Here is a 23,035-nt window from a genome sequence, read left to right as displayed (position 1 = left end):
CACAGGCCTAACAAGTAGATTATAATATTTTTAAGCAACCATTAATTTGTTAACCAGCAAACTCAAGTCTGCACGGTTACCATTTAGTTTGGTAAGCATATTTGTTAATCCAAATTCTTTGATCTGTTCACTTTTTGACGCTTTTACCAACTCGTGCATCACCTGAGGTATCAGGTTTTTTGCAATTGAAAGCGCATGAGCAGGATCAATATGATAAAAAGTGTTTAACCGGTTGGCAAATCGGTTAACTATGCTCGACACTAAAGAATGATTGTAAATACCCGACGACTGAAAGTACTTTACCAGTTCTTTCAACTTACCATTTTCCATATGGCCTTTTAAAACCTCAATAATTGAACTTGAGGCTTCAATCATTACCGCATCATGATGTTTTGCAGCTATTACCGGATTGTTGACAACTGCCGTCCCGGCGTTATCTTTTACAAGCAAAAAAAGTTTCTCAAACATAACCTCGTATATTTTTACTTAAATTTACATATTGATGATAAATCACTCATTTGATTACCAACAAGACAAAGATATTAAATAATCATTTTAAATTTCAAAACAATTGTCAAATATTTTTAAAATTTTCGTAATTTTTTGGTGTAAAACAAACACTATGTAAACCGTGTTGAAGTAACACTAAGAATAGTTAGTTTTGAATTTAATATCCACCTAACAATTAACTTGCTACTTTTGTTAAAAAACCACTTCAATTATGTTGCCAAATACAGATTTCACTACCACGCAGTCTTACAAATATTTAGCAGACCACTACATCGACATCGTATCTAAAAGCTTAAAAGAGCTTTTTAATACTGATAATCAACGATTTAAAAAATTCTCCATTCAGTTTGAGGACATTTTGCTGGATTATTCCAAAAACCGTATCGACGACCAAACCATCGCCTTATTGATACAACTGGCTAAAGAATGTTCAGTAAACAAGGCAATTGAAGCCATGTTCTCGGGCGAAAAGATCAACGTTACCGAAGGTCGGCCGGTACTGCATATCGCTCTGCGCAACCGCAGCAACAAACCCATTTATGTTGACGGAAAAGATGTGATGCCCGATGTAAATAAAGTTCTTGACCAGATGAAGGCCTTTAGCCACGCCATTATCTCAGGCGAATGGAAAGGTTATACCGGCAAACCTATTACCGACGTAGTTAACATAGGTATCGGCGGCTCAGACCTGGGTCCGGTAATGGTTACCGAGGCATTAAAGGCCTACAAAAACCACCTTAACCTACACTTTGTAAGTAATGTGGATGGTACCCATATCGTGGAGACCTTAAAAGCAGTTGATCCGGAAACTACATTGTTCCTGGTTGCTTCAAAAACTTTTACCACGCAGGAAACCATGGGCAACGCGCACAGCGCGCGCGATTGGTTCTTAGCTGCGGGCGCCAAAGAAGCTGATGTAGCCAAGCACTTCGCTGCCTTATCTACTAATGCTGCAGCGGTTGAAAAATTCGGCATTGATACCAAAAACATGTTTGAGTTTTGGGATTGGGTGGGCGGCCGTTACTCTTTATGGAGTGCTATCGGTCTTTCTATAGCCCTAAGCATAGGCTTTGATAATTTTGCCGAACTGTTGGACGGTGCACATGCTACCGACGAACATTTCAGAACGGCTGAATTTGAGCAAAACATCCCGGTTACACTGGCATTGCTTGGCGTATGGTACAATAACTTTTTTGAGGCCGAAACCAACGCCATTTTACCATACGACCAGTACATGCACCGCTTTGCTGCTTATTTTCAGCAGGGCGATATGGAAAGTAACGGTAAACATGTGGACCGCAATGGCAAACATGTGGAATACCAAACCGGCCCAATTATCTGGGGCGAGCCGGGCACCAATGGTCAGCATGCTTTTTACCAGCTGATACACCAGGGCACTAAACTGATCCCTTGCGACTTTATTGCCCCGGCACAATCACACAATCCGCTTGGCGAGCACCATAACATGCTGCTGTCAAACTTTTTTGCGCAAACCGAAGCTTTAATGAACGGCAAAACCGAAGAGGTTGTTATTGAAGAACTGAAAGCTGCCGGAAAATCAGAAGCGGAAATAGCCGCCATTGCACCGTTTAAAGTATTTGAGGGCAACAGGCCAACAAATTCATTCCTGCTTAAAAAAATCACCCCACACAGCCTGGGTTCACTGATAGCCATGTATGAGCATAAAATATTTGTTCAGGGCATTATCTGGAACATTTACAGCTTTGACCAATGGGGTGTTGAGCTGGGCAAGCAACTGGCCGGCAAAATTCTTCCTGAACTTAAAGACAATAGCGAGATCAGCAGCCATGATTCATCAACCAATGGTTTGATTAATCAGTATAAAGCCTGGAGATAGGACCTCACCTAAATCCTCTCCAAAGGAGAGGACTTTGAAAAAACAATACAATAAAAAAGCGATGAATGACATTCATCGCTTTTTTATTAAAGCCCTCTCCTTTGGAGAGGGTTGGGTGAGGCTCTATTTCTTCACAAACTTAACCTGGTACATGTGCGGCCATTTTTTTCCGGTTACAAAAATGCGTTTAGTTGGGGCATCATAGGCAATGCCGTTAAGCACATTATTGCCCCAGTCCCTGTCCTGCGGTCTGCTGGCCTCGGGGTAAAGCTCCTTCATATCAATTCTTTGCAGCACAGCCCCGGTTTTAGGGTCAATTACCAAAATATCATCTGTTTGGTATACGTTGGCGTATAATTTACCGTCAATATATTCCAGTTCATTTAGGCTATCAATTTGCCCTTTATCGTCGCATACATCAATAAAACCTATTTGCTGATAAGTATCTTTATTCAGAAAAAAGATGCGGTTGGTACTGTCGTCCATATAAAGTTTCTTGCCGTCAAAGCACATCCCCCAGCCTTCAACACCTACATTATTAGCAAAGGTACTAAGCAGTTTCAGGCTGGCTTTATCATACACCAGGCCAATTTTATTTTTCCAGGTAAGCTGCACAACTTTATCTCCAATAACCGATAAACCTTCACCAAAATAATCATCTCTTAACTTGGTTGTTTGAATAGCCTTTCCTGTTTGCAGATTTACCTTTTGTATAGTTGAGTGCCCGGGCTCTCCGGTACTTTCAAACATTACACCATCTATATATTGCAAACCCTCGGTATAGGCGCTGGTATCATGCGGAAAAGTTTTTTCAACCCTATAGGTAAATTGCTCAGGCGCTTTAGCGGCAAGCAGCAATATATTAGTAGTTACATCCTGGTCTTTACCCGCAGCGTAAACTTTTGCGGTAATAACCTTAATGCCTAAAGAAATGGTATCGGTTTTTAAGCTGATGCCAGATGTATCCTTACCAACGCCTAATTTTAAGGCATCAAGCATGTACACAACCGAATCAACTTTGGTGTCTGCTGGGATACTTACTTTTATTTTTACTTCATCGCCTGCTTTGTAAGTAGTACCCGCTTCGGGGCTTATAGAAAAATCGGAAGCGCTCTCCTGCGGTTTATTATTGTTACAACCAAACGCCAGCAAAGCGCAGGCAAAAAAAAGACCTTTTATTTTATTATTCATAATATGTTAGGTAGCCGATGGCCAAAACGCATCTTCAATATGATTTAGTATATAATTTTTATTTCTGTCGAACAAAATAGCGATAATATCAAACCGCACGCCCTGGTGGTTCATGAGGTAGATATATTCATCTGCCGCCTGGGCCAGCAATTTTTTTTTCCGGGTGTCAACAAAATCCTCTGGTTCGCCAAAGCCGTTACCTGTTCGGGTTTTAACTTCGGTAAATATAATAACCTTGTCTTTATAAGCAATCAGGTCAATCTCGGCTTTACCGTGTGTCCAGTTTTCGTCGAGTATTTCATAACCGGCATTTTCAAGATGAGTTTTGGCTAAAGCTTCGCCGGCACGGCCCAGATCAAGGTATTGAGCCATTATTTGATAATTACCGACCCTAAAAAGTCGGAGATGCTTTTTTCAACTTTTTTCATACGGATATACTGGTTCAGCAGTATTTCCTGGTCGGCCTCGGTTTCGGCCTTTTGCAGATCATTACGCAGGCTTTCCAGTATTTTGCCCACTTTATGTTTTTTTAGATGGAAAATGGCGCCCAAAATGGCAGCCTTCATATTAGCCGTTTCATCGTTTACCAGTATGTTATGCATTTCATACCAGTTTTCGCTCAGGGTATATTTGGTAGCCAGCATAGTCACGGTCAAATCAACAATACCCTTATCCCCGTGGTGAATAAAATGCGTTTCGTCGGGCAGCACACCGTTCTCTACCTCCTGCCGGTATATCTCCGTAAACAGCTTACAAACAGGGTGCTCAAAAGTAACATCACCTAATTCAGCTATCATGAACGGGCCAATATAGGTATTGGCAATACCGTCCCAGTCAATCATTTTATTACCATACAGCAGCAATAATCTTATAATTTCCTTTTCCTGTGTGCTTTCATCCTTGGGTTCCTTTACCTCGGGTTCGTCAAAAAAGTCAGGTTCATCAGGCTGGGGCGCATATCGGGTATTTTGATTCTGCTGATGCTGGCCATCCTTTTTTGCTTTAGCCTGCCGCATTTTATTCAATTCAGACAGCAGCGAACGCTCGTCTATCTGTAGAATATAGCTGCACTCCTTTATAAAAACCGAAGCTTTGATAGAATCAGGAATTTTGGCGATGCTCTCTACAATTTCGCGGATGATCTCCGCTTTTTTGATCGGATCATTACCGGCATCTTTTAAAAGGAGATTTGCTTTGTAAAGGATAAAATCCTTTTTGGTTTCCTCAATGTGTTTTTTAAACGCGCTGGTACCCACCAGACGCACATACGAGTCGGGGTCATGCCCATCCGGAAAAGAAACAACCTTTACATTGAGCCCTTCTTCCAGTATCATATCCAACCCGCGGAGGGATGCTTTTATACCTGCCGCATCGCCATCATATAAAATGGTGATATTCTTGGTGAACCGGCCAATCAGTCTGATCTGTTCAGCCGTTAACGAAGTACCTGACGAAGCCACTACGTTTTCGATACCCGCCTGGTGAACAGAAAGCACATCGGCATAACCCTCAACCAGGTAACAGTTATCCTCCTCGCGAATAGCTTTCTTGGCAAAGTACAAGCCATAAAGCACATTTGATTTATGGTATATCTCCGATTCGGGCGAGTTTACATATTTGGGTACGTTTTTATCTTTTTTTAAGGTACGACCGCCAAAGGCAATTACCCTGCCTGTAAAACTATGTATCGGGAACATCACCCTGCCACGGTAACGGTCGTACAAAGCGCCGTTATCTCGCTTAACAGACAGACCGCTTTCCACCAGGAACTGTTCCTGGTAGCCTTCCTTTATGGCCGTACCGGTAAAAGCCTCCCATTGATCGGGTGAATAACCCAGCTCAAATTTTTTAATGGTTTCGGTGCTGAAGCCGCGTTCTTTAAAGTAACTTAAACCAATGCTTTTACCTTCATCACTATCAAGCAGGCTTTCATGAAAAAACTTGGCGGCAAAAGCCGTCACGATCATAAGGCTTTCGCGGCGCTGGTCTTCCTCACGGTTTTCGGGATGATCGATGGTTTCTTCAACCTCGATACCGTACTTTTTGGCCAGCCATTTTAACGCCTCTGGATAAGAAAACTTTTCCAGTTCCATTAAAAAGGTAACAGCAGAACCGCCCTTGCCCGTTGAGAAATCTTTAAAGATTCCTTTCGCCGGTGAAACTGTGAACGATGGGGTACGTTCATTGGCAAAAGGCGACAGGCCCACATAGTTTGCACCACGTTTTTTTAATTGCACAAATTCCCCTATCACCTCCACAATGTCGATGGATTCCATAATACGGTCGATGGTAGATTTTTGGATCATGTGCTAAAATGCAAATGTAGGGCAAATCATTAAATGATAATTAACAAACGTTAAGATACTGTTTTATTTAATTGATTGCGTGGCCTTAAAAATGTTATTACTATGCCCGCCAATACAATTACACTGCCAATTATTTCGTTAGCTGTAAGCTTTTCGTTCAGCAAAAATGCCGCGAGTATTCCGGCAAACACGGTTTGGCTCAGTAAAGCGACAGCTACCTTTGTCGATTCAAGGTAACGCAATGAGTAATTAATAGTTAGCCACCCACTCAGCTGACAAATAAGTCCCATCCCCACAAAACACAGCCAAACATTTAACGAAAAGCCGGTAATGCTGCTTCCCATAAGGTAGCTTACCAGCAGTAAAAATACGCTGGAACCCAGCATGCTGTAAAACATAAAGGTGAATACATCTATCCGCGCCATAATGTTTTTGGTGATCATGATATAGGTTGCGTAAAATAAACTGGCCAGGGTTGCCAGCAAAATGCCGGCATTGAGGTCAAGGTGTAAAATATGCTGATAGCCTACCAGCACTACCATGCCAGCAATGGCCACCAGTGTGCCCGTCCAAAATAGTATACCCGAACGTTTTCTGAAAAGCAAAAAGCTCATTAGGCCTACCCAAACCGGCGCGAGGTTGGCAATTAAGGTTGATACTGTTGCGCTGATTTTTAATAACGAAATATTCCACACCGCCACATCTGATGCAAAAACCACACCCGCTAATACTGCGGTAATCAGCTGCTTTTTATCAATGCGGAGTTTCTTTTTAACAATGCAATAAGGCGTTATGCACAGCCAGGCAATAAATATGCGGTAAAATGCCGAACCAATGGGCGATACCCCCGCCAGCTTTACAAATATCGGCGAAAATGAGATGCACAGAATACCGATAACAAGGCTAAGTTTGGGGTTCATAGACGTAAAAAATAAGCCGCAAACTTAAGCAATTAGCTTTTTAAAAAGCGGTTTGTAAATATTTGTAAAGTAAATATTTAACCCACTGTAGCGAACTTTTTGCTGTCTGCGTAATGATAATAAAACCCGTTATCATGAAAAAGAACCTGCTTATCTGCTTTTCCTTCGCATTATTATTTTTTACAGCCTGTGGCAGAAAAGACTGCTGCGTAACACCAAAAAATGACAAACCATTTCTTACTGCCGAAAAAAGCGGCGTACAATGGGAGGTGTCCCCGGCAACAGCCACTTATTCACAAGATACCATTAACGTTTATGGAAGTAATTATAAAACCAATCCTGAGGAAGTTTTTGGTTTTCTGTTAAAAGTAAATGCTGAGGGTACCTATAATTTAGACGGTAAGCAGGCCTATTATTATAACACTGTAGGCCAGGATGTATCCGTTAGTGGTTATAAGCTTGACGATACTTTTGCCAACACTGTAAAAGTTACCACCTACGACAAGACCGCCGGAATTATTGCCGGAACTTTCCAAATAAAATTCATAAAAACCTATGATAATCCAACGGGCAGTTATCCCGATAAGATTGCCTTTTTAAACGGAAAATTCAAAGTGGCTTTACATAAATAATTGTATTTTTGCGACTCAAAAAATATATAATATGAGTCAGCGAGTAAAGATTAAAGCATTGCTGCAAAGTCAGCAAACAGAAATTGATGTAACAGTAAAAGGATGGGTGCGCGCATTCCGTTCCAATCGTTTCATTGCTTTAAACGACGGCTCAACTAATAATAACATCCAAATTGTTGTCGATTTCGAAAACACAGACCCTACCCTGTTAAAGCGCATCACTGTTGGGGCCGCTTTAAGCGTTGCCGGCAAGCTTGTGGCATCACAGGGTAAAGGTCAAACTGTGGAAGTTATAGCGACAGATATTGAGATACTGGGTGATAGTGATCCTGAAAAATACCCTATTCAGCCTAAAAAGCATAGCCTGGAATTTTTAAGGGAAAACGCCCACCTGCGTTTCCGCACCAGTACATTTGGCGCTATTTTCAGGGTACGTAACAGTCTGGCCTTCGCGGTGCACCAGTTTTTTCAGGAGCGTGGGTTTGTTTACCTGCATACGCCAGTGATCACCGCATCTGACGCGGAAGGAGCCGGCGAAACTTTCCACGTAACCAACTTTGATCTCGACAATATCCCTAAAACAGATACTGGCGAGATTGATTTCAAGCAGGACTTTTTTGGCCGCCCTACCAACCTTACCGTATCCGGGCAGCTGGAAGGTGAGCTTGGCGCTATGGCCCTGAGTGATATCTATACCTTCGGTCCTACTTTCCGCGCCGAAAACTCCAACACTACCCGCCACCTGGCCGAGTTTTGGATGATTGAGCCCGAAGTAGCCTTTAACGACCTGGTTGACAACATGGACCTTGCCGAGGACATGCTGAAATACGTGATCAAATACGCATTGGAAAAAAATGCAGATGATATTGAGTTTTTAACCCAACGCCTGCAGGAAGAGGAAAAACAAAAACCGCAGAATGAACGCCAGGAAATGACCCTGCTGGAGAAACTGCAGTTTTGCTTAGATCATAACTTTGAGCGCCTTACCTATACCGAGGCTATTGAAATATTAAAGGAATCGACCCCGAACAAAAAGAAAAAATTCCAGTACCCCGTAGAAGGCTGGGGAACCGACCTGCAAAGCGAACATGAGCGTTACCTGGTTGAAAAGCACTTTAAAAAACCGGTTATCCTTACAGATTATCCTAAAGAGATCAAAGCGTTTTACATGCGCCAGAACGACGACGGCAAAACCGTACGTGCTATGGACATCCTTTTCCCGGGTATCGGCGAAATTGTTGGCGGCTCGCAGCGTGAAGAACGTTTAGATAAGTTGGAGCAGCGCATGGACGAAATGGGCATCCCTAAAGATGAGTTATGGTGGTACCTGGATACCCGCCGCTTTGGCGCTTGTCCGCACGCCGGCTTTGGTTTAGGCTTTGAACGTTTGGTGTTGTTTGTAACCGGCATGGGTAATATCCGCGATGTGATCCCTTTCCCAAGGTTCCCGAAAAACGCAGAATTTTAAATTATAAATGATTTCACTGATGATTTTTGATTACACCGATTAGTCCACATAGATTAATCGGTGTAATCATTTTCATCAAATCGGTGTAATCACTATATATATATGCCCATCATTGAATTAGCTACACACATTAATGCTCCTATCCGGAGATGTTTTGACCTGGCCAGGAGCATTGATGTGCATGTGGCGTCAACCAGGCAAACTGGCGAAACAGCCATTGCAGGTCGTACCAGCGGCTTGATTGAACTGGGCGAATCTGTTACCTGGCGGGCCAAACATTTTGGCAGGTGGCAAACCTTAACCTCAAAGGTAACCGAGTTTGAATACCCTAATTTTTTTACCGATGAAATGGTTGAAGGAGCCTTTAAAAACTTCAGGCATGAGCATTACTTTTTCCCGGTGAACGATCAAACATTGATGAAAGATATCTTTATGTTTGAATCGCCCTATGGCTTTTGGGGACATGTTGCCAATGTTGTTTTTTTAAAGCAGTACATGACCCGGCTGTTAGAGAAACGCAATCTGGTGATAAAGCAAATTGCTGAGCCCCCCCTGCCCCCTAAAGGGGGAGCTTAGGTGTTTTAATAGTTTATCTGATTAACCTTATTTATTCAATGACCTTTCAATCTACTATTCTTACTCATCCCGGTCTTGGTAATTCGGGCCCCGAACATTGGCAGTCACTATGGGAAAAGCAATTTAACTTTACGCGTGTTGAACAGCAGGATTGGGAAACGCCCGTTTGTGCCGATTGGATAACCACCATGAATGATTATGTGCAACAGCGTGGTCCGGAGAACGTAATACTGGTGGGCCATAGCCTGGCCTGTACCGCAATAGCTTACTGGGCACAAAAATATAACGTGCATATAAAGGGCGCATTATTGGTTGCACCAAGCGATACAGAAGCTGATACTTATCCTCCCGGCACTACAGGTTTCAAACCCGTACCTTTAATAAAGCTGCCTTTTAAAAGCATTGTAGTGGTCAGCAGTAACGATTATTATGTAACCGCAGAACGCGCCGCCTTATTTGCTAAAAGCTGGGGTAGTCAGTTGATTAACATAGGCGATGCCGGCCATATCAACGTTACATCTGGCTTTGGCGACTGGCCCCAGGGATTAGATTTGCTGAAGCAACTGGATAATTGATATATTTAGCCTAACCCAAATCGTCATTGCGAGGTATGAAGCAATCTCTATGCTATACAGAGCGGCTCTGCTAATCGGGGATTGCTTCGTACCTCGCAATGACGCATTTTTCATTTTGTAGTTTGTCCTTTAACACATCATACCATGCTTGTAAACCCTTCCGTTCTGCGTGTTTTCACTCAAAATATTTTTCTGGCCATTGGCTGCAGTACAGAACATGCCACACTTGCTGCCGATGTTTTGCTGCGCTCTGATCTTAGGGGTATTGACTCTCACGGTGTAGCCCGCTTGAGCGGTTATGTACGTCTGTGGGAGAAGAACCGCATTAATGCCACACCCAATATTCAAATAGCGCATGAAACACCCACCACCGCCACCGTTGACGGTGATGCGGGCCTCGGCCTGGTGGTTGCCCCGTTTGCTATGCAGGTGGCTATTCAAAAAGCCGAACAATATGGCTCTGGCTGGGTATCGGTACGCAACTCCAATCATTTTGGTATTGCGGGCTATCATGCCCTCATGGCTGTTGAAAAAGACATGATAGGCTTTGCCATGACCAATGCCAGTCCGCTGGTAGCCCCTACCTATTCAAGTGAACGTTTGTTGGGCACCAATCCTATGTGTTACGCTTTCCCTGCCGGTCATTATCCGCCCGTGGTAGTTGACCTGGCTACCTCTGCCGCTGCCAATGGCAAATTAGAAATTGCCCAACGTTTGGGCAAACAGGTGCCCGAGGGCTGGATACAGGATAAAAAAGGTAATTATACTACCGATCCGCATGCTTTAAAAACCGGGGGGGCGTTGCTTCCGCTGGGTGGCGACCGTGACCATGGCAGTCATAAAGGTTTCGGACTGAGCGCTACCGTTGATATTTTGTCGGCAGTGTTATCAGGCGCCAACTACGGGCCCTGGGTGCCCCCTTTTGTGGCATTTCTTGATCCACCTGAAAACCCGGTTGGCAAAGGTATAGGCCATTTTGTGGGTGCTATGCGTGTTGATGGTTTCCGTCCGGTTGATGAATTTAAAGCCAGTCTGGACAATTGGATAGCGCGCTTTAAAACCTCGGTCACTGTTGACCCTACCCAAAAAGTGATCATCCCCGGCGAGCCCGAACTGGAGGCCGAAGCACACCGTGCCACTCATGGCATCCCGCTCGTCGACGCCGTAGCTGTTGACCTGAACATGCTTGCTGAAAGGTTTGGGGTTGAATTGTTGAAGGGGATGTAGGGTTTAACACCGCCTCCATAAAGCTCTGCGTGTGAGGTGCCGAAACAAGTTCTGTTGTCCGGTAAAAGATGTTAATATCTATAAAGGATTCGTTTTTATATCAGGATAAAGGATTATGTTTTGAAATAAATATCCAAGCCCCCTAGTTTAAGTTGCTTTGAATGCGTATTGATAGCAGCAAGCCTTTCAGGATTGTTGAGAAAGTCAAATAGGTGAATATAACTCATCAGGTGTAGTCTGATGATAGATCTGAGATTAGAAAAAGCCCATTTTCTTTTAAGCTGTGCCTGTACCAGTTTAATAAGCAGATCAGCAATAAAGGCACACCAGATCTGTATTTTGATAGCATTTTCATTGTCACCGAGGAAATATTTGAGTGGAAAGTTTTGTTTGATTCGTTTGAAGAGGATTTCTATCTGCCAGCGTTTTTTGTAAAGATCAGCTATTTGCTGAGCCGATAAGGAGAAGTTATTGGTCAGGAATTCAAACGATCTGCCTTTTTCCTTATCATAGAAAGTGATCTGCCGGCTTTGGAGCCTAACCTTGTTACGATGCGTCCGGGTTCCTAAAACGATCATCCGGTCAGCCATTATGCCTGCCTCCCTGGCCTGGGCAGCTATCTCGTTTGCGGCCGTCACTACATAACGGGCGTCTTTCTTTTGCCGGGTAACAAAGTATACACCTTCATTTGTCAGTCGCTGATATTGACTATAATCAACATATCCTTTATCAAAAACGATGAATGAACCGGCTTCGAGGTTGATCTGCTGCAGAAAGGTCATGTCGTTAGCGCTGGCCGCTGTAAAGCTGACCTGAATGGCTACATCATCAGCCGCATCCATCAGGGTATGGACTTTGATGCCTCCTTTTCTCTTTCCATTCTGTTTACCGGGACTTGGCGCCTTAAGTATCTGCTGGAATAAAGTGATAGTTGATGCATCTGCGATAAATAATTTGACGTTAAATCCAGTCCGGCTGTCCGGTAAAAAACGCTTGTATTTGCGGTAAAGCTGTTCATACAATTGTTCAAAGACCAGGTAGGAACGTTTCATGTTGGCATCACATAAAGTACTTCTTCCTGGTGCCTTTCTTATACCTGTATGTGGTAGTTTATTACTGCAGGCCTGCAGGCCACTAACTACTTCACGGCTACTAGTGCACTTATTGAGTACACAATACAGCATCGTTATCAAATGGGTATAGGTATCAAAGTAGCGATAATAACGATCATGCTGCCCGGACCGGGCCAAGGCTTTAACCGAGTTCCGGTCAATCAAATTAAGTAGCTGGTTGAGTACCGGCTGTCCGGTAAAAAAAGTACTTTTGCTCATGTTGCCTATTGAAGTGTGGTAACTCTAATATCAACACAAAAGGGGAAGTCTAAAAGCTTCCCCTTATTCTTTTCTGAAAAAATCGTTTACCGGACAACAGTGAAATAAATTCGGCATGACATAAAGTATTTGTACCATTCTTAATCTATTGCATCATTTTTAATTTAAATTATTCTTCCCGTAAGCAGATAAGCTTCGTATGAAAGCAGGCAGAACTTGGTGGCCTGCGGGGCTGGAGGGGCATAGCAAGTTTTTGCTGAAGCGACGGTATGTGCGAATCAAGTAGGGCAAAATAATTGCGGCCCGTGGTTCTGCCTGATTTGCAGGGTAAAGGCCTGTGTGTAAAGAAGCATTTCTGCTGACTTGATTTTTGGTTACTTTGTATCAAGACAAAGTAACAGCCCAAGCGGCAATTGAGCGCTCTGCGATAGGCTTGTTCGTCCTGTACAGTATAGAGATTGCTTCGTTCCTCGCAATGACAGGGGGAGATCGAAATCAAACAAAAAACGCCCGGTTCGTTTTAGAACAGAGCGTTGATTTTATTGTTAATCTGCACATTTGAAATTTATCATCTGCGCATCATATCAGGCTTAATGTATAATATTAAACAACCTGCTCCACCTGATTTTGTTCAGGAAGCCGGCGTTATCATCAATACTCATCCAGATGAACAGGGCCTTGCCTACAATATGATCTTCGGGTACAAATCCCCAGAAACGTGAATCTTCAGAATTATGGCGGTTATCACCCATCATAAAGTAATAGTTGAGTTTGAAGGTATAACTATCAGTCTTTACACCATTGATCAGGATATCCTTACCAACTACCTGTACCTTGTTACCCTCATATATTTCAATAGCGCGGCCATAAACCGGGAAGGTTAAACTATCCAGCTTAACTGTCCAGCCGCGTTTCGGCACGATGACAGGTCCATAATTATCTACGTTCCAGTTAAATGCCGGGAAGTTGGGGGTTATTTTATATAAAGGATACTTGGTAGGATAAATATCGCTTTCAGCGCCTTTCGGAGCAATATCAGGTGTTATCGATTTGATATTGGAATATCCCTTTAAGGCAGCAACCGAGGCCAGGGTGGTATTAACCGTAAAATCGGTACCACTTCTTGGGGAGATATCTTCCAGGTGAAGTTCGCTGATAAGCTGCGGATTAAGCTCGCTACCGTCAGATTTTACCACATAACCCATTTCGCCATGAGCGGGATTTGGCGCGGCCTTGCCATTTATAAATACCTGGGCATTAACTACGCTTAAGGTATCGCCGGGTGTACCCTGGCAGCGTTTAATATAATTTTCACGCTTATCAACCGGACGGTATAATGGCGAATCGGCATCCATAGGGTAGTTAAAAACTACTACATCGCCCTTTTTAATATCGCTCAGGCCCGGAAGGCGATAATAAGGCAATTCAATACCATCCCAATAAGCTTTGGTACCAATGAGCGGCATGGTGTGATGTGCGAAAGGAAATGCCACGGGCGTCATAGGCAGGCGGGCACCATAGTTTACTTTGCTTACAAAAAGGTAATCGCCAATGAGCAGCGAGCTTTCCATAGACGCGCTGGGGATTACATAAGCCTCAATAAACAAAGTACGGATCAGCGTAGCAGCTATCACCGCGAAAATAATAGCATCTGCCCATTCACGTGTCGCGGTTTTTTTAAGGGCCACCTTATATTTCTCCCTGAACTCCGGACTGGTTGATCGACCCTGATATTTGGTATCCTTGTCGAAGCCCCACTTTGGTAAAAATATAAATGGCAATGCCACTACCAATATATGATCAAGCAGGCTAAACTTGCCAAATGACTTTACAAAATCAACCGCAATACCTATCAGCACCAATAAATTAAGTCCGGGAATTAATATCAGTATAAACCACCAGGTGGGCCTGCCGCTAAGTTTAATCATCCCATAAATATTGTATAAAGGCACAACCCCTTCCCATCCTGGTCGCCCGGCCTTTTCAAATAATTTCCATAATCCTACAAAAGGCAGAATGATCAGCAGTATAATAGCAAGTATAATATTCACTTTTTTATTTTTAAATTCTAATTATTAATGTATCCCTCTAAACAACCTGTTCCAGCGTATTTTATTCACGAATGAGGCGGTGCTATCAACGCTCAGCCAGGTAAACAATGCTTTGCCAACCACATGGTCTTCGGGCAAAAATCCCCAGTAACGCGAATCTTCAGAATTATGGCGGTTATCGCCCATCATCCAATAGTAGTTTAGCTTAAAGGTGTAAGTATCGGTTTTTTTATCGTTTATATAAATATCAGCGCCTACTACTTTTACTTTGTTGTGCTCATAAATTTCAATAGCCCGACCATAAATTGGGAAGTTTAAGCTATCCAGCTTAACTGTCCAACCCTTTTTGGGGATAACAACAGGGCCGAAATTATCAATGTTCCAGGTGTAGTGCGGAAAGTTTGGCGTTGTTTTATACCGGGGATATTTACCGGGATAAACGGGGTTCAGATCATCGGGAACACCTTTAGGTGCAATATCGGCAGTAACCGACTTAATATTTGAATATGCCTTTAAAGCATTGGCCGAGGCCACGGTAGTATTGGTTTTAAAGCTGGTACTGTCAATAATGCCAATATCAGTTAAATGGAGCTCATTAATTAGCTGCGGATTTATCTGGCTGCCATCGGTTTTAACCACATAGGTCATTTCGCCTCTGGGGGCCGTAGTCTCCGGCTTGCCGTTTATATAAACCTGCGCATTAACCAGGCTCAGCGTATCGCCCGGCGTACCCTGGCAGCGTTTAATAATATTTTCGCGCTTATCAACCGGCCTGAAATAAGGCGAGTCGGCTTCCATTGGCTGGTTAAAAACCACAATGTCACCCTTTTTTATATCGCTGAAACCCGGCAAACGGTAATAAGGCAGCTGTACGCCATCCCAATAAGCCTTGGCATTGGTGGTATAAGGTATGGTATGGTGCATAAACGGAATAGCAACCGGCGTTATGGGCATGCGGGCACCATAATTTACTTTGCTTACAAAAAGGTAGTCGCCAATTAAAAGGGAGCTTTCCATTGACCCGCTGGGTATTACATAGGCCTCAATAAAAAGGGTACGTATCAGTGTAGCGGCTATAACTGCAAAAACAATAGCGTCGGCCCATTCACGTGCGGCGCTTTTTTTCTTCCGGGGCTTGCTTTTATCTTTTTTCCAGAATTTCCAGTTCATGTGTTAATTGATGCGCAAATATGCAGATGATAAACGGGCGTGCCCACTTCAAATTTGCAAATGTGCAGATTTTTCTAAAGTATGTATTTATTTTTTATTAGCTATGACTAACATGTAAGTTATATGTTACCGAATAAATGCGCACATCTTCAATTAATTCACCTTAGTAACTCTTGTATTCGTGTATAAATTATACCATTAACTGTTAAAATCAAACATGGCTTCTACCGAGTAAAAACCTTTTTTATTATGCACCCATTCGGCGGCCAACACGGCGCCCAGGGCAAAACCGTTACGGTTGTGCGCGGTATGCTTAAATTCAATAGAATCAACCTCCGAATCGTAAATAACCGTATGCGTGCCCGGAACGCTGTCAATACGCATCGACTCGATAAGTAATTGGTTAGCATCAACTGTTTCATCATCACTCTTATCATCGGTAGTTAACACGTTAACCCACTCCGATTTGGAGTCGAGATTTTCAATAATACCTTCGGCAATAGTTATAGCCGTGCCGCTTGGTGCATCCATTTTCTGGATATGATGAATTTCTTCAACCTGCACATCGTAGTGCGGGTAATTGTTCATCATTTTGGCCAGCAAACGGTTCACATGGAAAAATATGTTCACCCCCACGCTAAAGTTTGAAGCATACATTAAGGTATGGTTGCCTTCTTCGCAGCGCTGTTTTATTTCTGGTATTTTATCGTACCACCCGGTTGTACCTACTACAACAGGTACGCCGGCGTTAAAACAATGTTCAATATTGCTTAGCACCGATGCCGGCATAGTAAATTCAATTACAACATCGGCTTTTTGCAGGTTTTCGGGGGTAAGATCATGCAGGTTATCATGATCAATAGTTAAAACAATTTCATGCTTGCGGCTAAGGGCTATCTTTTCAATGATCTTGCCCATTTTTCCATAGCCCAGTAATGCTATCTTCATATTTTTTAGTATCGAGTAGTTAGTATCAAGTAGTTAGTATCAGATAGCTATCAAGTATCAAGATTCCTGAAATCTCCAATGTGCCCATGGAGCTGTAGCTGTCTTGATACCTGATACTGATTACTTGATACTATATTAAAACGTAAAGGTAATTTTTACAGTCGGAATAAATGTACTATTTGCACTTTGTGCATAAACCGGCTGCCCCATTATACCCGGTGTAACTTTCATTGACAAGTTATTATCAACCGTGTACGAGTGGATAAACTTGGCATCAATGTAAGCATCAATAGTTTGAATACCCCATGCGCCTAAAATACCCAATATACTTAGGTCGCGGTTACGTCTGTAGCCGTCAAGCTCGCTATATATACTTTGATCGGGCACTTTATAGAGTTCGTACAACTGGTAAATATCATAATACTTATCGCCCTTGTTTGGCGCAATACCCTGTTTACGATAGCGGGCAAGCGCTATATCCTGGTTATAATACTTCTGATTAAATATCACCGCAGATACCAGTAAACCAATACCGCCATAAATTATGGGCACTTTCCACCACCTGCGGTTATACAGCTGTCCCCACCCAGGAACCATCAGCGAATGCATTACGGCCTTATGCGGGCTATGCAAGCTATCTGGCTTAAAAGTTTTCTCCTTTTTAATAGGCGGAGCAAAGGAGCCCGGCGCGGTGTTTGATGCTTTTCTTACAGTATCTGCTTTGCCCGCTACTGTAGTATCCACAATTTGCGCTGTAGCCGCAAAGGCAGTTACCAACATTAACCCAATAGCAAACAAAAATTTATACATTTTATAAATATAATATTTAATCAACCAGCCTGCTAAACTGTTCTGCCAGGCAATTTATTGCAAAGTAAAAGTAACTTTTAAACCCAGATTATAGGAAGCCCTATTATTACCCACATAAATCGCTCGCTTGTCTACAGCACTAACTGGATTAAGTGTTAAATTATTATCCACACTAAAACTGTGAATAAATTTCGCATCAATATAAGCATCAATTACGTTTATTGCCCAAACCGTTGCCAGGCCAAATATGCTCAGATCGCGGTTACGCCTGTGGTTTTCAAATGCATTTTGAGCTTGCGATACCGAAACATTATTTTTTACATACAACTCGTACTGAGTTTTGTACTGCAAATACAATTTATGATTGGGGCTTTGAACAAGTGAGGGATCGGTATTATTGGCACGATCCTGAAGCAATCTGGAAAGTGCCAAATTCTCATTATAATATTTTTGATTATACACAATTGATGAGCCAAGCAAGCCTATGCCACTGTAAATAACAGGAACTTTCCACCAATGCCGATTGTACACTTGTCCTAAACCGGGTAAAAATAATGATCTGATAACAGCTTTATAAGGTTTATGTGCACTATCAGGATGATAAACCTTCTCTTTTATTACTGGCGCGTAAGATCCATACCTGCGGATTTTATTACCTAAACTATCTGTGTTAGTTTGTGCGCTGGCTAAAAAAGCCAGCGTGTTTAGCAATAAAAGAGTGAATATGTATCTATACATTTTTTACCAATCCAGCATCTCAAGGATACGGCCCAGATCATCTTCTGAGAGGAATGGTATTTCAATAACGCCATTGCCCCGGTTGCCTACCTTGAGTTTTACCCGTGTACTAAACTTTGAAGCCAGATCGTCCTGTATTTTTTGCAATTGGTATGATACCGGCTCGGGTTGTTTGCCCTCTTTTTTCACCGGTGCCTTTTGCATGTCACGAACTAATTCTTCAACCTTACGAACGGATAAACCCTGCTGAATAATATGTTGGTGTAAATATAATTGTTTGGCGGGGTCGCCAACATTAATAAGCGCCTTGGCATGGCCCATGGTAAGTTCACCATCGCGAATGGATGCCTGTATGCTTGGTGGTAGTTTTAATAATCGCAGATAATTGGTAACGGTTGAGCGGTTTTTACTTACCCTGTCGCCCAGCTCTTCCTGTTTAAGGTTACATTCCTCAATCATGCGCTGAAAGCTAAGGGCAACCTCAATGGCATTCAGGTTTTCGCGCTGAATGTTTTCAATGAGTGCCATTTCCAGCATTTGCTGGTCGTTGGCGGTGCGCACGTAGGCGGGTATCTGTGTTAAACCCGCAATTTTCGACGCGCGAAAACGGCGCTCGCCCGATATAAGCTGGTATTTATGCGCATTAACACGCCTTACAGTAATGGGTTGTATAAGCCCCTGTAATTTAATGGAATCGGCCAGTTCGGCAAGTGCCTGCTCGTCAAAATCGGTACGGGGCTGAAAAGGGTTTACCTCAATTTCGGCCAGCAGTATTTCATTTACCGAACCCAGACTGTTAACCTCAACCGCAGATGTTGAGGCTTCTTTATCTTTATTATCCTTAGTTTTGTTATAAGGTTGTACGTTTACAGAGTCATTCAACAGCGCACTTAATCCTTTGCCCAGGGCATTTCTTCTTTCACTACTCATTGGTTACACTGTTGCTGTTGCGGTTTGGGGCTCACCTTTGGTAAGACCGTTCTTTTCGATGATTTCGCGTGCCAGATTTAAATAATTTATAGCTCCCTTACAGGTTGCATCATGCATGATTACCGATACGCCAAAGCTTGGCGCTTCGCTTAAACGGGTGTTGCGCTGAATAATGGTATCAAAAACCATATCCTCAAAATGCGTTTTTACCTCGTCAACCACCTGGTTTGACAGACGCAGGCGCACATCGTACATGGTAAGCAGTATACCTTCAATTTCCAGCTGCGGGTTTAAGCGCGACTGTACAATTTTGATGGTATTCAGCAATTTACCCAAACCCTCCAACGCGAAATATTCACACTGTACCGGGATAATTACCGAGTCGGCAGCGGTTAAAGCGTTAATAGTTATTAAACCCAATGAAGGGGAGCAGTCAATAATAATAAAATCATATTCATCGCGCACAGCATCAAATACCTGTTTCATTTTATATTCGCGACCGCTCAGGTTAATCATCTCAATCTCAGCACCTACCAGGTCAATATGAGCTGGTAGCAGGTCAAGATTGGGTGTATCCGTTTTCTGGATTGCCTCATGAGGGTCAACCTGGTTTATGATGCATTCATAAATGCTATTCTTGATGTTACGAGGATCGAAACCAATTCCCGACGTTGAATTAGCCTGCGGATCGGCATCAACCAACAAGGTTTTAAAATCTAATACGGCCAAACTTGCGGCCAGATTTATAGATGATGTAGTTTTTCCTACGCCACCTTTCTGGTTGGCTAAAGCAATTATTTTACTCATTCTATATTTTCAAAAATTTAAATTACAATGATTTATAACAACGTAAAATAGAATTAGAAATTTCTACTTTCGTAAAGTTTTTATCCGGTGATAAAGATACGGAATTAAAACAATTCCGAAATCCACAGGATTTGCCAATTTACAAACAATATTAGTTACTGATTTACCGAATTATTGATTTATTGAATGATATTAACGTTTATAAACTATTTCATTATCGAAGACAAAAATCAATAATTCAGTAATCAATAAATCAAAACTACTACATGGTTACTATCATATCGTCAACAAACCGTCCGGGAAGCCACACATTAAAACTTGCGCAATATTATCAGCAGCAACTTCGCGAAAAAGGAACGGAAGCCGGTTTGTTATCGCTTACCGATTTGCCCTGCAATTTATTGCAGAGTGATATGTATGGCAAGCGCACCCCCGAATTTGAGCCTATACAGCAAATCATTACACAAACAGACAAGTTTTTATTTATCATACCCGAATATAATGGCAGCTTCCCAGGTGTGCTGAAGGTATTGATTGATGCCTGTGCCTTCCCCGAAAGTTTTTATGAAAAGAAAGCCGCCCTGGTGGGCTTATCATCGGGCAAGTATGGCAACATCAGGGGCATTGATCATTTTACCGGGGTTTGTCATTACATTCATCTCAATATCATGTCGTTAAAAATCCACATCGCATCTATCAATAAAGAACTTGACGAGAACGGCCAGCTTTTTAAAGCCGATACCGTGAAGTTTACCAATGAGCAGATAGATAAGTTTATTAAGTTTTAGACTCTCCCGATCTGCGCTGCGCTGGATCACCCTCTATGCCTGCGGCGCAAAGAGGGTTGTAGCCTCACCCAACCCTCTCCAAAGGAGAGGGCTTTAAAATACTTTTAAAGTCTCCCCTATTGGGGGGAGATTTAGAGGAGGCTAATCTTTCACCCTCTTTGCAGCGAAGCGGGGTGAGTCTAACCGTAACTATTTTATAATCTGCACCCATCCCGACAACAACGGCGCGCCGCTTTTCAGATCGATCACATAGTAGTAGGTGCCCGTTGGTAATACATTACCGTTGTAAGTACCTTTCCAGGGCTGATCGTATCCCCTGCTGCTATAAACCTGCCTGCCGTAACGGTTGTATACGGTAAGCAAACTTTGCGGATAGGTTACCAGCGCCTCAATGTCCCAAAAATCATTTACGCCATCGCCATTGGGCGAGAAGGTGTTGGGAACTACCACTTTTTTATAAACCCTTACAAAAACACTATTCTCATCGGTACCGCAATTAAAATTGGAGGTAACATGCAGGGTATAGGTAATGTCGTCAACCGGACTGGCTATAGGATTAAGCGAGTGCGGGTCGCTCAGGTAATCGACAGGCGTCCATGAATACACATCGCCAAACTTTGCCGAGCCATCCAGTTTTACCGATTGTCCCTCGAATATCTTTTTATCACCTCCCGCGTCGGCAATGGGCGGGGGCAACACGGTTAGTGTAACTGTTTTGGTGGTAAAGCATTGCTTATCATTGGTAACCTTAACCGTATAGGCGGTAGTTTGGGTGGGATTGGCCACCGGATTTCTCACATTTGGGTCAGACAAACCCGTTGCGGGCGACCAGCTATATTGATTATTCCCCGGCGCCGAAGCGTTAAGGGTTGTTGAATTACCCATGCAAATGGTTGTAGGCTCCTCTACCGTAACAACCGGTCTTGAATTTACGGCGAGCGATGTATGGGCTGTGGACGAACATCCGGCCTCAGAAGTTACTATAACCGTATAATTACCCGCAGCAGCGGGTGTTACCGCGTTAAAAACAAGCGGGTTTTGATGTTTGTTTGCGGCCGTAATGCCGGGGCCGCTCCATTCGTAAGTAGCGCCGCCCGTGGCGTTCAGCATTACGGCATCACCTTCACACTGCGTTTGCGGCTCAATAGTTGCAACAACAGGATAAGGATTTACGGTGACTGTAAGCGCGTTTGAAAAAACCTTACAATTTGCCGAATTTATATTTTGCCCCTCGGCAGCAGCAAGGCGGTATTTAAAAACACCCAGGTTACCGCCGCCAATAGTAAAACTATAAGTATCATTTGTTGCGCCGGCTATATCAATCCAGCCACCGCCATCGCCTTTATCCTGCTGCCATTGTATTTTAGGGTTGGTGTAACCTTCGTTAACTTTTGCTTTCAGGGTGTATGTTTTGGTTTCGCCCACGCATTGGTTCTTTGGCTCATTAGCCTCTATGGTAGTAAAACCGACCTGTACAATGGGGCCACAGGCCCTGAAGGTAATATCGTCAAGCAGCAAATCGTTACCGTTGCCGCCGGGCGCTTTATTGGTCATTTTTACAACAACCTGCGTAACACCCGGCGGCGTGGTAAAAAACAAACTGTCTTTAACCCATACCGGTGTCGAGGTTGGCGGTATGATACCCGTATCATAAGTTTTCAGCACCTGTCCCGTGATGGTCTCAACCGAAAACACAATCTCCGGGTGTATAACCGTATTATCACTGGCCTGTGCAGTTAAAAGGTTTAATACATAGGCCGAAAACTCATATGTTGTGTTTTCGCACAGCACATCGGCCTTTTGGGTAAAAAACACACTTGGGGCATAACTGGCGTTTATCATCATGAAAAAGCCGTTGGTATTGCCGGTATGATCGGTGTAAACGGTGTGCCAGGTATTGTGGCAGCCGCCGCTGTAATGCGTAATGGTATATGAACCATCTTCGGGACAATTAGTAGTGTAAGTTAACGTGGTAATGTCATCTGTTAATGGATCACCCGTACCTGCACCCGATCCAAAATCCTGGTTAATTACCGGATCTCCTAAACCACCGCTGCATACCTGTGCAGCAGCGCTGCCAAAAGCCAGTGCAAAAAGTAACAGTAAAAATAGCTTAAGGATAGGCGGTCGCATTAATTAGGTTAACTTGTACCAAATGTATCTTTTTTTATGAATTAACAGCTACAATGAGCACATTAT

Annotated in this window: 21 protein-coding genes; 7 read left to right on the top strand and 14 right to left on the bottom strand. The window is 43.1% G+C overall.

What is annotated here, in order from left to right; translation table 11 throughout:
- Nucleotides 1-30: 30 nt before the first annotated feature.
- Nucleotides 31-468, bottom strand: coding sequence for a hypothetical protein (locus SNE25_RS06120; protein WP_321564211.1), 438 nt, complete (start codon nt 466-468; stop codon nt 31-33).
- 253 nt (nt 469-721) lie between these two features.
- Between SNE25_RS06120 and pgi the strand changes: the two genes are divergently transcribed.
- On the top strand, nt 722-2,368 hold the full coding sequence (gene pgi, locus SNE25_RS06115) for a glucose-6-phosphate isomerase (protein ID WP_321564210.1): 1,647 nt from the start codon (nt 722-724) through the stop codon (nt 2,366-2,368).
- 123 nt (nt 2,369-2,491) lie between these two features.
- Here the strand turns inward: pgi and SNE25_RS06110 are convergent, their stop codons facing one another.
- From SNE25_RS06110 to SNE25_RS06095, 4 genes are read right to left on the bottom strand one after another with little or no spacing between them, the layout of a single operon-like run.
- Entirely contained in the window at nt 2,492-3,559 is a 1,068-nt protein-coding gene (locus SNE25_RS06110; RefSeq protein ID WP_321564209.1) for a glutaminyl-peptide cyclotransferase, read from the bottom strand.
- Between the two features lie 6 nt (nt 3,560-3,565).
- Complete coding sequence (locus SNE25_RS06105; RefSeq protein ID WP_321564208.1) at nt 3,566-3,931, bottom strand: YraN family protein; 366 nt, start codon at nt 3,929-3,931, stop codon at nt 3,566-3,568.
- Complete coding sequence (gene dnaG / locus SNE25_RS06100) at nt 3,931-5,865, bottom strand: DNA primase (protein ID WP_321564207.1); 1,935 nt, start codon at nt 5,863-5,865, stop codon at nt 3,931-3,933. The genes SNE25_RS06105 and dnaG overlap by 1 nt, the downstream gene beginning before the upstream one ends.
- A 50-nt stretch (nt 5,866-5,915) precedes the next feature.
- Nucleotides 5,916-6,785, bottom strand: a complete 870-nt coding sequence (locus SNE25_RS06095; RefSeq protein WP_321564206.1) for a DMT family transporter — start codon at nt 6,783-6,785, stop codon at nt 5,916-5,918.
- 134 nt (nt 6,786-6,919) lie between these two features.
- Here SNE25_RS06095 and SNE25_RS06090 point away from each other — a divergent pair, with 134 nt between their 5' ends.
- The 5 genes from SNE25_RS06090 to SNE25_RS06070 all read left to right on the top strand — a co-directional run bounded on the left by SNE25_RS06090 (nt 6,920) and on the right by SNE25_RS06070 (nt 11,263).
- Nucleotides 6,920-7,417: a hypothetical protein gene (locus tag SNE25_RS06090; RefSeq protein WP_321564205.1), complete on the top strand. Its 498-nt coding sequence runs from the start codon at nt 6,920-6,922 to the stop codon at nt 7,415-7,417.
- 31 nt (nt 7,418-7,448) lie between these two features.
- A complete protein-coding gene (gene asnS, locus SNE25_RS06085) occupies nt 7,449-8,885 on the top strand; it encodes an asparagine--tRNA ligase (RefSeq protein ID WP_321564204.1) in 1,437 nt (478 codons plus the stop codon).
- 102 nt (nt 8,886-8,987) lie between these two features.
- A complete protein-coding gene (locus SNE25_RS06080; RefSeq protein WP_321564203.1) occupies nt 8,988-9,461 on the top strand; it encodes an SRPBCC family protein in 474 nt (157 codons plus the stop codon).
- Nucleotides 9,462-9,499: 38 nt separating this feature from the next.
- Complete coding sequence (locus SNE25_RS06075; RefSeq protein ID WP_321564202.1) at nt 9,500-10,036, top strand: RBBP9/YdeN family alpha/beta hydrolase; 537 nt, start codon at nt 9,500-9,502, stop codon at nt 10,034-10,036.
- A 144-nt stretch (nt 10,037-10,180) separates the two neighbouring features.
- Nucleotides 10,181-11,263: an Ldh family oxidoreductase gene (locus SNE25_RS06070; protein WP_321564201.1), complete on the top strand. Its 1,083-nt coding sequence runs from the start codon at nt 10,181-10,183 to the stop codon at nt 11,261-11,263.
- A gap of 113 nt (nt 11,264-11,376) precedes the next feature.
- Here SNE25_RS06070 and SNE25_RS06065 read toward each other — a convergent pair whose 3' ends face one another.
- The 8 genes from SNE25_RS06065 to SNE25_RS06030 all read right to left on the bottom strand — a co-directional run bounded on the left by SNE25_RS06065 (nt 11,377) and on the right by SNE25_RS06030 (nt 20,048).
- Entirely contained in the window at nt 11,377-12,594 is a 1,218-nt protein-coding gene (locus SNE25_RS06065) for an IS4 family transposase (protein WP_321564200.1), read from the bottom strand.
- Between the two features lie 590 nt (nt 12,595-13,184).
- Nucleotides 13,185-14,645, bottom strand: coding sequence for a signal peptidase I (gene lepB / locus SNE25_RS06060; RefSeq protein WP_321564199.1), 1,461 nt, complete (start codon nt 14,643-14,645; stop codon nt 13,185-13,187).
- Nucleotides 14,646-14,669: 24 nt separating this feature from the next.
- On the bottom strand, nt 14,670-15,815 hold the full coding sequence (gene lepB, locus SNE25_RS06055) for a signal peptidase I (protein WP_321564198.1): 1,146 nt from the start codon (nt 15,813-15,815) through the stop codon (nt 14,670-14,672).
- Between the two features lie 198 nt (nt 15,816-16,013).
- A complete protein-coding gene (gene dapB / locus SNE25_RS06050; RefSeq protein WP_321564197.1) occupies nt 16,014-16,763 on the bottom strand; it encodes a 4-hydroxy-tetrahydrodipicolinate reductase in 750 nt (249 codons plus the stop codon).
- Between the two features lie 135 nt (nt 16,764-16,898).
- The gene (locus SNE25_RS06045; protein WP_321564196.1) at nt 16,899-17,573 is read right to left on the bottom strand and encodes a DUF5683 domain-containing protein; all 675 of its coding nucleotides are present in this window, start codon (nt 17,571-17,573) and stop codon (nt 16,899-16,901) included.
- A gap of 54 nt (nt 17,574-17,627) precedes the next feature.
- Nucleotides 17,628-18,311 (bottom strand): DUF5683 domain-containing protein, encoded by a 684-nt coding sequence (locus SNE25_RS06040; RefSeq protein ID WP_321564195.1) that lies wholly within the window; start codon nt 18,309-18,311, stop codon nt 17,628-17,630.
- 3 nt (nt 18,312-18,314) lie between these two features.
- The gene (locus SNE25_RS06035) at nt 18,315-19,241 is read right to left on the bottom strand and encodes a ParB/RepB/Spo0J family partition protein (RefSeq protein ID WP_321564194.1); all 927 of its coding nucleotides are present in this window, start codon (nt 19,239-19,241) and stop codon (nt 18,315-18,317) included.
- A gap of 3 nt (nt 19,242-19,244) precedes the next feature.
- On the bottom strand, nt 19,245-20,048 hold the full coding sequence (locus SNE25_RS06030; RefSeq protein WP_321564193.1) for a ParA family protein: 804 nt from the start codon (nt 20,046-20,048) through the stop codon (nt 19,245-19,247).
- A 266-nt stretch (nt 20,049-20,314) separates the two neighbouring features.
- Between SNE25_RS06030 and SNE25_RS06025 the strand changes: the two genes are divergently transcribed.
- Complete coding sequence (locus tag SNE25_RS06025) at nt 20,315-20,836, top strand: NADPH-dependent FMN reductase (RefSeq protein ID WP_321564192.1); 522 nt, start codon at nt 20,315-20,317, stop codon at nt 20,834-20,836.
- A gap of 189 nt (nt 20,837-21,025) precedes the next feature.
- On the opposite strand, the gene SNE25_RS06020 is transcribed toward SNE25_RS06025, so the two are convergent.
- On the bottom strand, nt 21,026-22,969 hold the full coding sequence (locus SNE25_RS06020; protein WP_321564191.1) for a gliding motility-associated C-terminal domain-containing protein: 1,944 nt from the start codon (nt 22,967-22,969) through the stop codon (nt 21,026-21,028).
- Nucleotides 22,970-23,035 lie beyond the last annotated feature (66 nt).

Source organism: Mucilaginibacter sabulilitoris (assembly GCF_034262375.1).
Lineage (GTDB): Bacteria > Bacteroidota > Bacteroidia > Sphingobacteriales > Sphingobacteriaceae > Mucilaginibacter > Mucilaginibacter sabulilitoris.
The sequence above is the reverse complement of the archived record's forward strand: the minus strand, read 5'-3'. Positions and strand labels throughout refer to the sequence as shown.